The sequence below is a fragment of the Acinetobacter sp. ANC 5600 genome (genome assembly GCF_002018395.1).
Taxonomy (GTDB): Bacteria; Pseudomonadota; Gammaproteobacteria; order Pseudomonadales; family Moraxellaceae; genus Acinetobacter; species Acinetobacter amyesii.
Genome location: NZ_MVKW01000003.1, coordinates 449371 through 462830, shown reverse-complemented (window position 1 = coordinate 462830; position 13460 = coordinate 449371). Strand labels below are relative to the sequence as shown.

11 protein-coding genes and 1 riboswitch are annotated in these 13460 nt (G+C 43.4%); of the genes, 9 read left to right on the top strand and 2 right to left on the bottom strand.

Translation table 11 applies throughout. From position 1 onward, the window contains the following. The first annotated feature begins 2 nt into the window (after positions 1 to 2). From B1201_RS09070 to lpxC, 5 genes are all read left to right on the top strand, one after another. Positions 3 to 932, top strand: a complete 930-nt coding sequence (locus B1201_RS09070) for a D-alanine--D-alanine ligase (RefSeq protein ID WP_078193219.1) — start codon at positions 3 to 5, stop codon at positions 930 to 932. A 3-nt stretch (positions 933 to 935) separates the two neighbouring features. Further along, positions 936 to 1790, top strand: a complete 855-nt coding sequence (locus B1201_RS09065; protein ID WP_078193218.1) for a cell division protein FtsQ/DivIB — start codon at positions 936 to 938, stop codon at positions 1788 to 1790. 68 nt (positions 1791 to 1858) lie between these two features. Then, positions 1859 to 3121, top strand: a complete 1263-nt coding sequence (ftsA, locus tag B1201_RS09060) for a cell division protein FtsA (RefSeq protein WP_078193217.1) — start codon at positions 1859 to 1861, stop codon at positions 3119 to 3121. 159 nt (positions 3122 to 3280) lie between these two features. Beyond that, the gene (ftsZ, locus tag B1201_RS09055; RefSeq protein ID WP_078193216.1) at positions 3281 to 4471 is read left to right on the top strand and encodes a cell division protein FtsZ; all 1191 of its coding nucleotides are present in this window, start codon (positions 3281 to 3283) and stop codon (positions 4469 to 4471) included. Between the two features lie 125 nt (positions 4472 to 4596). Next, positions 4597 to 5499 (top strand): UDP-3-O-acyl-N-acetylglucosamine deacetylase, encoded by a 903-nt coding sequence (gene lpxC, locus B1201_RS09050; RefSeq protein WP_078193215.1) that lies wholly within the window; start codon positions 4597 to 4599, stop codon positions 5497 to 5499. A 97-nt stretch (positions 5500 to 5596) separates the two neighbouring features. On the opposite strand, the gene B1201_RS09045 is transcribed toward lpxC, so the two are convergent. Next, on the bottom strand, positions 5597 to 6037 hold the full coding sequence (locus B1201_RS09045; RefSeq protein ID WP_078193214.1) for a DciA family protein: 441 nt from the start codon (positions 6035 to 6037) through the stop codon (positions 5597 to 5599). A gap of 106 nt (positions 6038 to 6143) precedes the next feature. Here B1201_RS09045 and B1201_RS09040 point away from each other — a divergent pair, with 106 nt between their 5' ends. The 3 genes from B1201_RS09040 to B1201_RS09030 all read left to right on the top strand — a co-directional run bounded on the left by B1201_RS09040 (position 6144) and on the right by B1201_RS09030 (position 11811). Next, on the top strand, positions 6144 to 6839 hold the full coding sequence (locus B1201_RS09040; RefSeq protein ID WP_078193213.1) for a M23 family metallopeptidase: 696 nt from the start codon (positions 6144 to 6146) through the stop codon (positions 6837 to 6839). A 281-nt stretch (positions 6840 to 7120) separates the two neighbouring features. Continuing rightward, positions 7121 to 9823, top strand: a complete 2703-nt coding sequence (gene aceE, locus B1201_RS09035; protein WP_078193212.1) for a pyruvate dehydrogenase (acetyl-transferring), homodimeric type — start codon at positions 7121 to 7123, stop codon at positions 9821 to 9823. Between the two features lie 2 nt (positions 9824 to 9825). Then, a complete protein-coding gene (locus B1201_RS09030; RefSeq protein ID WP_078193211.1) occupies positions 9826 to 11811 on the top strand; it encodes a 2-oxo acid dehydrogenase subunit E2 in 1986 nt (661 codons plus the stop codon). Between the two features lie 48 nt (positions 11812 to 11859). Here the strand turns inward: B1201_RS09030 and B1201_RS09025 are convergent, their stop codons facing one another. Then, positions 11860 to 12570 carry a methyltransferase type 11 gene (locus B1201_RS09025; protein ID WP_143221684.1) on the bottom strand — a complete coding sequence of 237 codons (711 nt, stop codon included), beginning with the start codon at positions 12568 to 12570 and terminating at the stop codon, positions 11860 to 11862. Positions 12571 to 12628: 58 nt separating this feature from the next. Next, positions 12629 to 12771: riboswitch (yybP-ykoY riboswitch) on the top strand. Positions 12772 to 12845: 74 nt separating this feature from the next. Between B1201_RS09025 and B1201_RS09020 the strand changes: the two genes are divergently transcribed. Further along, positions 12846 to 13424 carry a TMEM165/GDT1 family protein gene (locus tag B1201_RS09020; protein ID WP_078193209.1) on the top strand — a complete coding sequence of 193 codons (579 nt, stop codon included), beginning with the start codon at positions 12846 to 12848 and terminating at the stop codon, positions 13422 to 13424. The last annotated feature ends 36 nt before the right edge of the window (positions 13425 to 13460 follow it).

The following is a 13460-nucleotide window of genomic DNA, read 5'->3' as shown; positions in this document are numbered from 1 at the left end:
ACGTGTCAAATGCTTCAAAATTCGGCAAAGTTGCCGTGTTATTAGGTGGGAAATCTGCCGAACGTGAGGTTTCTCTCGATAGTGGTAAAGCTGTACTTGAAGCATTGGTGCGTTCGGGTGTAAATGCCGAAGCATTCGATCCGCAGCAACGCAGTGTGACTGAGTTGGTGGCTTATGACCGTGCATTTATCGTACTTCATGGCCGTGGTGGTGAAGATGGTCAAATTCAGGGTACTTTGGAATGGTTAAACATTCCGTACACTGGAACGGGCGTTCAAGGCTCGGCGATTGGTATGGATAAAGTCAAAACTAAACAAGTTTGGCAAGGTTCAGAACTACCGACAGCACCTTATCGTATTGTCAGCAAAGACTCAGATTTACAAGAAATTGTAGATTCAATTGGTTTGCCATTTATTATCAAGCCTGTGCATGAAGGTTCAAGCATTGGTATGAGCAAAGTTGAAAAAATTGAAGACTTTGCAACCGCAATTGCAAAAGCGACCCAGCATGATGCAGTCGTGATGGCTGAAAAATGGATTACCGGACGTGAATTTACCATTGTGATTTTAAATGGTCAGGCATTACCGGTGATCCGTTTGGAACCGCCTGCAGATGTGGCTTTTTACGATTACGAAGCGAAATATAACCGTAACGATGTGCAATATGGTATTCCATGTGGCTTGACTGAAGATGAAGAAAAGCGTCTACAAGCTTTATCTTTACGCGCTTTCCAAGCGGTAGGTGCGAGTGGTTGGGGCCGTATTGACGCGATGCAAGATGCAGAAGGAAACTTCTGGTTACTTGAGGTAAATACTGTTCCGGGTATGACTAGTCATTCTCTAGTGCCAAAAGCTGCCAATGCTGTAGGCTATAGTTTTGATGATCTTTGTGTCGCGATTTTGGAACAAACCCTGACAGGTGCGGCACACTAAATTATGGCTCAACTTCCTGCGTCTATGCGCCGTAAACGTGCAGCAACGACATCGATACATGACAAACCACCGACACGTAAGGAAAAACTTACCAATGTGGGTGGATGGCTGTTGTTGTTTATTGCATGTGTGGTTTTGATTGCCGGAATTTGGGGGCTATATAAAGTCATGACGGATGCACGTGTGGCTGAACTTGATGTGGTGGGTGTGCGGAGCGCCCAAGAAAAACAACAAGTCATATCATACGTTTCGCCGATGATGACTGAAAACTATTTTACCTCTGATTTACGTGTCATTCGTGACCGTACTTTAGAAATCTCTTGGGTCGATCGCGTGGTGGTATCGCGTGCTTGGCCAAATGCAATTCGTGTACGGGTGATGCCGCGTCAAGCGATTGCACGTTGGGGAACTGGGCGACTGTTAAGCGACAGTGGTGATGTATTTGCCGAATTAACCCCGACCAATCATCAGAATTTACCGTTATTGCATGGGCCGACGAGTCAGTCCAAAATGATGATGCGTCGCTATAATGAAATTAATCAACTATTTATACCTGTTGGCATTCGTTTAAAAGAATTATATTTAACCGAACGAATGACTTGGTTTATGCAGTTTGATTCAGGCTTACGCGTGATTGTCGATCAAGATCAGACCATGAGTAAGTTGCAGCGTTTAAGTTATCTCGCACACAGTGACTTAAAACCTGTTTGGCCACGAATTTCTGCCATCGATTTGCGCTACCGAAATGGTTTAGCGATTCAATGGAAAAACTCTGTGCCAGCAAAGTCGGTAAATGGTCAGTTTGTTGTAACCAGTGATGACATAGGCATTGCGAATGCAGCGCCTGTAAAGCCATAATGATCGGCTTTATAAGTAGAGGCTTTGAGCCATAAATTAAACAAACATGTGAATGGTAGTAGTAAATAATGAATGAAGCTGTTCCCTCGGTTGTTGCGATTGACATTGGGACACACAAAGTTTCAGTTTTGATTGGTAAGGTACACGCGCCAGACAATATCCAAGTGGTAGGGATGGCGACCGCTCGTAACCGCGGCATGAATAAAGGGAAAATTGTCAGTCTCGATAAAGTTGTTACCGCAATTAAAAATGCAGTGCAGGAAGCCGAAGATATGGCGGAATGTCGCGTACATTCTGCGTGGATTTCCATTCCAAGTGCTGAACTAAAAAGTTTTTATGCCTCTGGTCGCACTCCAATTGAAAATAATGACCATGCGATTACCACCAATGAAGTGGTGCGTGCTTTAGAACTGGCCAAAGCCAGTCATTTAACGTCTGACCATTATTTGGTGAGTGCTGTACCTTTAGGTTTTGAACTAGATGATGAACCTGAATGGGTGTTAAACCCGATTCGCATGTCAGCACGGAGTATGACAGGACATTATCATTTGATGATGTTGCCCATCAGCACCATGCAGAATTTGGATCGTGCATTAAAAGGTGCCAATATTGGTGTTGAACGCATGGTCATTTCATCATTAGCAACAGCTGAAGCCAGTTTGCTTAAAGATGAAAAAGAATATGGTGTGTGCTTGGTTGATATTGGTGCTGGTACGACCAATATTGCGGTGTATTTAGATGGTCGCTTGGCGATGACACACACTTTGCAACGTGGCGGTGAGCATGTAACGCGTGATATTGCTGCTGTATTGCAAACCACAACAGAAGAAGCTGAACGTATTAAGCTGTTGTATGGTTGTGTTGATCTGAAAGTGGTTAAACCTGAAAGTATGATTCAGTTCCAAGGTATTGATGGTCCACAAACCATTAGCCGTATTGAACTGACCGAAATCATTATTGCGCGCTATGAAGAAATTCTTAATCAAGTGCGTAATGAGTTGGTGGATCATGGTGCGATTCATGGTTTATACCATGGTGTTGTACTCACAGGTGATGCCTGCCAAATTGAAGGGATGGTGACATTTGCGCGTCGGATGTTAGGTGTTTCTGCACATTTAGGTAATCCACCTATGCAAGTGTATGCTGATGATCAACAGCAAGCCGCTTTACGTCGTTCACAATACGCGACTGCCGCAGGTCTGTTAATTTTCAGTCAAAGTGAAACACAAGATACGATCGTTGAGCCAGAAGATACGGAAAAACTTTCAGTATTGAATCGGGTAAAACGTGCATGGTCGGGCTTCAATGACACCTTGAAGTCGATCTTTTAAGTTGAAATATTTGGGAATATTGTTGGGAAGTTGTACGGATTATTGCTTGTACTTGACAAGCTGGAACTTGGACAGCATTCTAAAAAACAATTTTTATTAAGATCAAGGCAGTATACGGGCTGAAGTGTCTGCCAATTATGGATTAGGAATTTTTTAGGCATGGCCTCATTTGAATTTTTAGAAGATGATCAAAGCGACAGCAACGGTCAAGCCCGTTTCACAGTATTCGGTGTAGGTGGTGCTGGCGGTAACGCTGTGCAACACATGTTGGAATCAGATATCGAGGGTGTAAAATTTGTTTGTGCCAATACAGACAAACAAGCACTCGACCGCATGAATGCACAATTTAAAATCCAACTCGGCGAGCAAAGTACGCGTGGTTTGGGTGCAGGTGCAAATCCACAAGTGGGTCAAACTGCTGCTGAAGAAAGCCGTGAGTTGATTCGCCAACACCTTGAAGGTACGGACATGGTGTTTGTGACTGCAGGTATGGGTGGTGGTACAGGTACCGGTGCTGCGCCAGTTGTTGCTGAAATTGCCAAAGAAATGGGTATCTTAACTGTAGGTGTGGTGACGACTCCGTTTAACTTTGAAGGTAAACGTCGTCAGCAATCTGCTGAGAAAGGTATTGAAGCACTTGAGCAACATGTTGATTCTCTGATTATTATTCCGAACCAACGTCTACTTAAAGTATTCCGCGATATTTCAATGAAAGATGCCTATAAAAAGGCAGACGATGTATTGTTAAATGCGGTGCGTAGTATCTTTGATTTGGTGGTACGTCCAGGTCATATCAACCTTGACTTCGCCGATTTGAAAACTGCCATGAGTACACGTGGTTATGCAATGATGGGTGCAGGTTCTGGTCGTGGTGAAAACCGTGCGCGTCAAGCTGCTGAACAAGCGATCCGTAGCCCATTGTTAGATAACGTGACCATCATGAATGCAAAAGGCATTTTGATTAACGTTACAGGTGGCGATGACGTAACCTTCGGTGAAATTGAAGAAATCACTGATGTGGTGAACCAAATTGTGGATCTTGATGAAGGTCAAGTGTTCTACGGTACGGTATTTGATCCAGATGCACGTGATGAAATTAGCGTAACGGTGATCGCAACGGGTTTAACTCGTAATTCTGCCGATTCTGCTGAGCCAGTGAAACGCCCTGTCGCACAAGCAACGCGTACAGTCGCTTCTGCACAAGTACCTGTAGATGAAGATGATGTGCCAGCGATTCAACGTCAGCACAATGAAGCAGCAGCTCCAGCTGCAGCAGCGGCGTCAGCATCCAATTCACGCCCTACGCCAATGAGTATTCAAGACTATTTGAAAAATCAGCAGCGTAAATAACATAAATTCAATGACTTAAATGTCTGTTGATTACAAAAGGTAGCTGATCAGCTACCTTTTTGTTTTTTATCAATGGCTAAATATGCTAACGTATAGCGGTTTTGTGAACTGATGATAGAAGACACATGTTGAAACAACGTACCCTGAAACGCATCGTGAAAGCGAGTGGCATCGGACTGCATAGTGGGCAAAAAGTGATGATAAACTTTGTGCCACATCATGCCGATGGGGGGATTGTGTTTCGTCGTATCGACTTAAATCCACCGATTGATATTCCAGCCGATGCTATGCTGATTCAAGAAGCATTCATGTGTTCTAACTTGGTGCAAGAAAATGCCAAGGTGGGCACAATTGAGCACATTATGAGTGCGATTGCTGGTTTAGGGATTGATAACCTGATCGTGGAAGTGTCGGCGTCTGAAGTGCCCATTATGGATGGGAGTGCCGGCCCGTTCATTTATTTGCTTATGCAAGGTGAACTACAAGAACAAAATGCACCTAAAAAATTCATAAAAATACGCAAACCTGTCGAAGCACTGATCGATGATAAACGTGCTGCCTTCCAACCGCATGATGGTTTCCAATTAAATTTTACGATTGATTTTGACCATCCTGCATTTAAGAAAGAATTTCAGTCGGCAACTATCGACTTTTCAACCGAAACTTTTGTTTATGAAGTCAGTGAAGCGCGGACTTTTGGCTTTATGAAAGATTTGGATTACCTCAAAGCCAATAATTTGGCTTTAGGGGCAAGTCTCGAAAATGCCATTGGCGTAGATGACAATGGTGTGGTCAATGAAGAAGGTTTACGCTTCTCAGATGAGTTTGTTCGTCACAAAATATTAGATGCCGTGGGTGATTTATATTTGCTCGGTCATCAAATTATTGCGAAATATGATGCCTATAAGTCGGGTCATGCATTAAATAATCAGTTATTACGCAATGTCAAAAGTGATCCAGACAGCTATGAAATTGTAACATTTGATGACATTAAAGATTGCCCAATTAGTTATGTGAATGTGACATAAGTCATTGTCTTATAATAGTGATGTTATATTGTATCATTTGCAAGTGTTAAGTCTGTCACATTCTGAATATTCAAATTTATCTGTTACAACTCGGTAGTTACTTTTTATTGCTTGCCAAACGCAGCATTGCTTGGCTAAGCTTAGGGTCGCTCACAAAGTCAGCAGCACTACGGAGTAAATCCTGAGTTTCTGTACTGAGGGTTCTTGAAATTTTTTCAGGGGAATGGGGCGTTGGAGACGGAGTTCTCAAACGAACTTGAATCTTGTGTAAATCCTTGAATTCGTATATTTGTGATAACTGTGCAATATATTGCTTTTGTAAATAGGCCAACTGACTTATCAGTGCCTGATTTTCTCCAGTTAATATAAGTACACCATTTATATAACAAACGACTTGCCATTGATCCGGTTGGGGCAATAGCGGTTGGACAATTTTCGTAAGCTTCTGCCATGCAGCAACTTGCGTTGAGAGAAACGAAAAGTTTCCTGTTTTTATGTGTTTTCTTGTTGGTTGAAAGACGTTGACAGGTTCTGACATACATATTTCCTACATGTTTATGTCTTAATCTTATGCGCTCCTTTTGGCTGATATCAAGGACGAAATCACACAAGGAACAAAAGAGAACAGTTTATAGAGGTTTTTTATGCATTTACGACGTATTTTATTGGCGTTTTCATTGGCTGCTTCGGCCGCTTCAGTCGCTTTTGCAGATTTAGTTGAATTAAATCAAGCAGATTCATCATCAGATCGTATTGAACAGTTAACTCGCACTTTGTCTCAAGGTGCTTACTCTGAAAGCAATGATATTGATATTCCAGCAGAAACTAAGTTGAATGTTAAAATTCGTGAAAAATCAATTGAGCTCAACAATGCGACAATCGCAAAAAAATACGGTTCAAGCAATTCCTCTAAAAACTATTCAGCAAGTTCAAATAATCCATATTCATGGTTAATTGCCCACCCACTTCCAGACATGAAGCGTGTAAGTTCAAACTATGGTGGTCGTACCATGGGTGGCCGTGCAGAAAATCATTCAGGTTTAGATCTTTCTGCGGCTAGTGGCACACCTATTTATGCAACGGGTCCAGGCATTGTAACAAAGTCAGGTTGGGGCACAGGTTATGGTCAATATGTTGAAATTAACCATGGTAATGGTTACCTGACACGTTATGCACATGCATCACGCTTAATAGCACGTGTAGGCGACCGTGTTGCTGCGGGTGAGCATATTGCTAACGTTGGTTGTACTGGTCGTTGTACTGGCCCACATTTACATTACGAAGTAGTGAAAGATGGTCAACGTAAAAACCCATCAACGTATTTAGCGATGTTGCCATAAGCACATATAACATCTATATACGAAGCCATTGTCTGAACCTCTACAGACAATGGCTTTTTTATTTATCGCTAATAACTATAAAATTATCATTTTAAAAAATATTGTCTGTATGAAAAATGGCGAAAATTGACCCAAAAATGTAAATTTGTGTAATTGTTAATCAATGAGTATTTAGTAAATAAATAACAGAGCTATTTCGTATTCATTTGTGGCGATAACTGAGCCTAGCCAAAATATGGTACTAATAGAGCCATATATTTAGCACATAGGATAGGTGAAGTATGGCGTTTTATGGCGATACAGATGCGCAAGAAACCCAAGAATGGCAGGACGCATTTGATTCAGTTTTACAGCACATGGGAACTGACCGCGCTGCATTTTTGCTTGAAAAACTCTATCAACAAGCGATTGCTAAGCACGTTCCCATTCAGCGACTAAATACTCCTTACTTAAATACCATTTCAGTTGAAGAACAACCGCCTATGCCGGGTGATTCGGATATGGAGCGCCGTATTCGTGCGCTGATCCGCTGGAATGCCTTAGCGATGGTACTGCGTGCCAATAAAACAGGTGATGACTTAGGTGGTCACTTGGCAAGTTTTGCATCATCTGCAACTTTATATGACGTGGGCTTTAACCACTTCTTCCGTGCCAATAGCGACAGCTTTGGCGGTGACATGATCTATTATCAAGGTCACTGTGCACCGGGTATCTATGCACGTTCGTTCTTAGAAGGTCGTTTGACTGAAGAACACTTAAATAATTTCCGTCGCGAAGTGGGGGGTAAAGGTTTGCCTTCATACCCACATCCATATTTGATGCCAGATTATTGGCAGTTCCCAACCGTATCGATGGGTCTAGGTCCAATCATGTCGATCTATCAAGCACACATTCAAAAGTACTTGATGAATCGTGGCCTGATCAAAGAAGAAAATCGTAAAGTTTGGGCTTACCTCGGTGATGGTGAAATGGATGAACCTGAAAGTACAGGTGCCATTTCACTTGCAGGTCGTGAAAAGCTCGACAATCTGATTTGGGTCGTGAACTGTAACTTACAGCGTCTTGATGGCCCAGTTCGTGGTAATGGTAAAATTATTCAAGAACTTGAATCATTGTTCCGTGGTGCAGGCTGGCGCGTAATTAAGGTGGTTTGGGGGCGTCATTGGGATCCGCTACTGGCAAAAGATGATTCAGGTGCCTTAAAAGCGGTGATGGAAGAAGCGGTCGATGGTGACTTCCAGCGTTATCAAGTGAAAGGTGGTGCGTATACGCGTGCACATTTCTTTGGTAAGTATCCTGAAGCTGAAGAGTTGGTGCGCAACTTAAGCGATGAAGATATTGATAACCTGAACCGTGGTGGTCATGACCCATTCAAAGTGTATGCGGCTTATGCCGAAGCGATGAAGGAAACAGGTCAGCCAACAGTTATCTTGGCAAAAACAGTCAAAGGTTATGGTTTGTCGGAAGAGATCGAAGCAGTCAATAAGACGCATCAAATCAAGAAAATGCAGCTTGAGTCGTTGAAATACGTGCGTAACCGTTTCAACTTGCCATTTACCGATGAACAGCTTGAAGAAGTGCCATTCTATCGTCCGAGTGAAAACTCGCCTGAATTGAAATACATGAAGGCGCGTCGTGAGGCATTGGGTGGTTATTTACCTGCACGTCGTAAAGAAAGTGAACAGCTGGCGATTCCTGAATTGTCTGTGTTTGATGCGGTACTCAAAGGCAGTGGCGGTAAAGAGCAATCGACGACCATGTTGATGGTACGTTTGATTTCATCATTATTGAAAGAAAAAGCCATTAAAGATCGTGTCGTACCAATTGTGCCAGATGAAGCGCGTACTTTCGGCTTGGAAGGTATGTTCCGTCAGTTAGGGATCTATGCTGCGCATGGTCAAAAATATACCCCTGAAGACCAAGAACAGTTGATGCATTACCGTGAAGCCAAAGATGGTCACATGTTACAAGAAGGGATTAACGAAGCGGGTGCGATGAGTGCTTGGGCTGCGTTAGGAACCAGTTATTCAACCAATAACTTGCCAATGATTCCGATGTATATGTACTACTCGATGTTCGGTTTCCAACGTATTGGTGATATTGCATGGGCGGCAGGTGATGCACAGGCGCAAGGTTTCTTGTTAGGTGCAACTGCGGGTCGTACAACACTGAATGGTGAAGGTTTACAGCACCAAGATGGTCATTCACATATCTTGGCAAATACGATTCCAAACTGTATCTCTTATGACCCATGTTTTGGTTATGAGCTAGCAGTGATCGTACATGATGGTTTAAAACGCATGTACGTGAACCAAGAGCGCGTGTTCTATTACTTAACAGTAATGAATGAAAACTACGAACATCCAGCTATTCCTGAAGGTGCTGAAGAAGGCATTAAACGTGGTATGTATCTCTTCGAAGAAGATGAGAAAGCAACGGTTCAGTTGATGGGTTCAGGTGTGATTCTGCGTGAAGTGATTAAAGCAGCGAAAATCCTTCGTGATGAATATCAAATTCATTCAAATGTGTGGAGCGTCACTAGCTTTAACGAATTAGCTCGTGATGGTATGGCGTGTGAAGAATACAACCGCCTACATCCATTGGCTGAAGATACGAAAGAAGCTTGGATCTCTCAATTACTTCGTGAAAAAGACGGTATTGTGGTATCGGCAACCGATCACATGCGTGCTTATAGCGAACAAATCCGTGCTTATCTTCCAGACAATCGTCCGTTCGTTGCATTAGGCACAGATGGTTATGGTCGTTCAGATACACGTGGCAACTTACGTAGCTATTTTGGTGTTGATGCCGCACATATTGTGGTAGCAACATTGAAAAAACTCGCGGATGAAGGCGAAGTTGATGCGCGTTTAGTCAAAGATGCCATCTCAAGCTTTGAACTAGATACTGACCGTCCAGTGGCATGGGCTCCGCAGGAAACGCCGGAACTGCATGCTGTGGCTGACTACAAAGAGGAGAACTAATCATGCGAATTACGACTCCTGATATTGGTGTAGATAAAGCAACGGTCGCTGAGATTTTAGTGAAAGTCGGCGACACCATTAGCGTTGATGACAGCATTGTGTTGTTAGAGTCTGACAAAGCCTCTGTTGAAGTGCCAAGCACTTCGGCAGGCGTGGTGAAAAGCATTGCAGTTAATCTAGGTGACAGTGTTGCTGAAGGTGCTGTGCTGATCGAGTTGGAAGCAGAAGGTCAAAGTACTGCTACCGCTGAGCCAGTACAAAATGCAACTGAAGACCAAGCAGCAGAACCAACTCCGGTTGTGGAAGCAGAACAAGCTGCAGCAGCACCTGTTGCAGCCAATGCTCCTCAGTCGCAAAGTGTCGATGTGCAAGTCCCTGATATTGGCGTAGAAAAAGCTACGGTAAGTGAGATTTTGGTCTCTGTTGGTGATGAGATTGATGTTGATCAAAGTATTATCGTGGTGGAATCAGATAAAGCGACAGTCGAAGTCCCAAGTACTGTATCAGGCCGTGTCGAATCGATCACGATCAGTGCTGGCGATGTAGTGAAAGAAGGTGTAGTGATTTTAACGGTGAAAACGGCGGCTTCATCTGCTGCGGTTGAATCGGCTGCTGTGCAAGAAACTGCACAGCCTGTTGCTGCACCTGTTGTTGCAGAAGCAACACCAGCGCCGTCTACGGCTACAGCGTCTGGACCTGTTGAAATTGCAGTGCCTGACTTAGGTGTTGATAAAGCAGCAGTGGCTGAAATTTTAGTCGCTGTGGGTGATGTGGTTGAAAAAGACCAAAGCATCATCGTGGTGGAATCAGACAAAGCAACGGTAGAAGTGCCAAGCTCTACAGCTGGTAAAATCACCGCGATTCATGTTCAGTTAGGGCAAAGTGTCTCTGAAGGCGTCGCTTTAGTGACGATTGAAGCTGAAGGTCAAGCTGTTGCAGCACCCGCGCCAGCAGCGAAACCTGCACCAGCTGTAGCACAGCCTGCGACAGTTGCACCTAAAGCTGAAAGCAAAGTTGAAGCAGCAGTACCGCAACCACAAGGCGCAGATAAGCTCACCAAAGAGCAAAATGCTGCCAATGCCAAAGTGTATGCAGGTCCGGCCGTTCGTAAGCTTGCACGTGAATTGGGTGTGGTTTTAGCAGAAGTCAAAGCATCTGGTCCGCATGAGCGTTTAATGAAAGAAGATTTATTCGCTTATGTGAAAACCCGTTTGACCACTCCGCAAGCTGCGCCAGCAGCGCAAGCTGTGGCACAGGTTTCAGGCTTGCCGAAATTGCCAAGTTTTGATGCTTTTGGTGGTGTCGAAGAGAAAGTTTTGACACGTTTACAACAAGTGTCGATTCCGCAATTGTCTTTAAACAACTTTATCCCGCAAGTGACGCAGTTCGATGCAGCGGATATTACTGATCTTGAAGCTTGGCGTAATGATTTAAAAGCTAACTTTAAGAAAGAAGGTATTGGCTTAACCATTATGGCTTTCATCATCAAAGCAGTGGCTTATTTGTTGAAAGAAGAGCGTGAATTTGCAGGTCATTTGTCTGATGATGGCAAGTCAGTATTGTTACGTAATGAAATCCATATGGGGATTGCCGTTGCCACGCCTGATGGTTTGACCGTGCCTGTACTGCGTAATCCAGATCAAAAATCGATTAAGCAGATTGCAATTGAGCTGGGTGAACTGAGTCAAAAAGCACGTGACAAAAAACTGTCGCCAAAAGATCTACAAGGTGCGAACTTTACCATTACCAGTCTGGGTTCAATTGGTGGCACGGCATTTACACCGTTGGTCAACTGGCCACAGGTGGCGATTTTGGGTATTTCACCTGCAACCATGCAGCCAGTATGGAATGGTGAAAGCTTTGATCCACGTTTGATGCTGCCGCTGTCATTGTCATACGATCACCGTGTAATTAATGGTGCGGACGCTGCACGTTTTGCCAATAAACTGACGAAGCTGCTCAAAGATATCCGAACTTTGTTGATCTAATCTGACCTGTTTAAGTTTCAAAATGAACCCTGCGTTGGCAGGGTTTTTTTATGGTGTCGTGGTGGTGGGCTGACGAAGCCAGTCAGGAAGCTCAATGGGTGAGGGGTAGAGCTTTAATGCTGAGTTTGCGTTGAGGTTATAGGTGAGTGGAAGCGTATGATGCGGGTGCGCTGTCGACCAAAGCTTATGTCGTAAATGTTCAAAGCGTTGGAAGTCTTTTAAAAATAAGCCCCAAAACTTTTCATAATGCTCAAGTTCTTGCACATGTTGATGCTGATATGCATGTGTTTGACCGTGTTGATGCTGAAAGTCATAGCCCATCAGCCAAATACGCTGCGGTTGAAAGAGATGTGCGAGTGAATAGGCTTGAAGGCCGCAATTATTACCATAAACAAAGTACGGTGAATGAAATAACTCCGCTTGCGTATCGATACGCACGGTTTTAAAGTTAATCACTTCATGTTCAGGATATGGACGGTTGTGACCTAAACCACATCCGCTAATGATGTCACCTTGAAAGAATGCACTAAGCATGGGTTGATACTGCAACCACCATGCATAGTCTGAATGATGGGCAATTTGAGCCTGAGGAAGTTGAAGAAAACTTTGATTACAGCAAATGATTAGCAGCTTTTTTGAGGGCTGAATGGTGGTTAAGTCGAAATTGAGCTGAGATGGACCACCTGCAATAATTAATACATCCTGCACATGTATATAGTGTTGAATAAATTCTTGAAATTTTTGATTATTGTATTGCATATCAAATTGAGTCATCGAAAATTAAAATTGCGAAAACATGCATTCCTCGCTAGAATAGCATTACTTCATTGGGGAGTAGCCGCTTTTTACGCAAAGTAAAAAGGTGATGGTCAACATATTTGTTCTAAAACGAGCATGGTCATCATAGCAAAGAACCAAATGAGCTCTTCGTAGCTTTCTTTTGTTGGCAAGACCTTTGATTTATCACTCTGCACATTGGCTAGCAGGAGGGATAAGTCATCGGTATATGTTATTGCTAGCCAGAGAAATGCACCATGTTAACCGCTTTCTTCATTTCCCTTGCTGTTGTTGCCCTGTCAGAAATGGGCGATAAAACACAACTACTTGCCTTACTGCTTGCTGCACGTTTTCGTAAACCCGTTCCGATCTTAATTGCAATTTTCCTCGCGACTGTGGTGAACCACGGGGTTTCTGCTGTGCTGGGTCAATGGATTACCACCGTTTTAAGCCCAATCGTTTTATTGTGGATCGTTTCTCTGGGCTTTATTGCCATGGCGGTGTGGATGTTGATCCCCGATCAATTGGATGATGAATCTGAAAGTATCAATAAGTGGCAAAAATATGGGGTTTTCGGCGCCACTTTCGTTTTGTTCTTCTTGGCTGAAATTGGAGATAAAACCCAAATTGCCACTGTTGCACTGGCTGCACGCTTTGACAGTATTGGCTGGGTGACTTTGGGGACGACATTAGGCATCATGTTGGTTAATGCGCCTGCGGTATTTATTGGCAACAAACTAGCAGAAAAACTACCGATTTCACTGATTCATAAAATTGGCGCCTTGGTATTCTTGGTGATTGGTTTGGCTGCGTTGGCACAACACTATTTATTTTAAATAATGATCTCACCATATTAAAAATACATGAAATCC

Bases quoted from the DNA above. Each gene is read 5' to 3' on its own strand.
- B1201_RS09020 (WP_078193209.1), top strand. From the start codon at position 12,846: ATGTTAACCGCTTTCTTCATTTCCCTTGCTGTTGTTGCCCTGTCAGAA.
- B1201_RS09065 (WP_078193218.1), top strand. From the start codon at position 936: ATGGCTCAACTTCCTGCGTCTATGCGCCGTAAACGTGCAGCAACGACA.
- ftsZ (WP_078193216.1), top strand. From the start codon at position 3,281: ATGGCCTCATTTGAATTTTTAGAAGATGATCAAAGCGACAGCAACGGT.
- B1201_RS09045 (WP_078193214.1), bottom strand. From the start codon at position 6,037: ATGTCAGAACCTGTCAACGTCTTTCAACCAACAAGAAAACACATAAAA.
- aceE (WP_078193212.1), top strand. From the start codon at position 7,121: ATGGCGTTTTATGGCGATACAGATGCGCAAGAAACCCAAGAATGGCAG.
- B1201_RS09025 (WP_143221684.1), bottom strand. From the start codon at position 12,570: ATGCAATACAATAATCAAAAATTTCAAGAATTTATTCAACACTATATA.
- ftsA (WP_078193217.1), top strand. From the start codon at position 1,859: ATGAATGAAGCTGTTCCCTCGGTTGTTGCGATTGACATTGGGACACAC.
- B1201_RS09040 (WP_078193213.1), top strand. From the start codon at position 6,144: ATGCATTTACGACGTATTTTATTGGCGTTTTCATTGGCTGCTTCGGCC.
- lpxC (WP_078193215.1), top strand. From the start codon at position 4,597: ATGTTGAAACAACGTACCCTGAAACGCATCGTGAAAGCGAGTGGCATC.
- B1201_RS09030 (WP_078193211.1), top strand. From the start codon at position 9,826: ATGCGAATTACGACTCCTGATATTGGTGTAGATAAAGCAACGGTCGCT.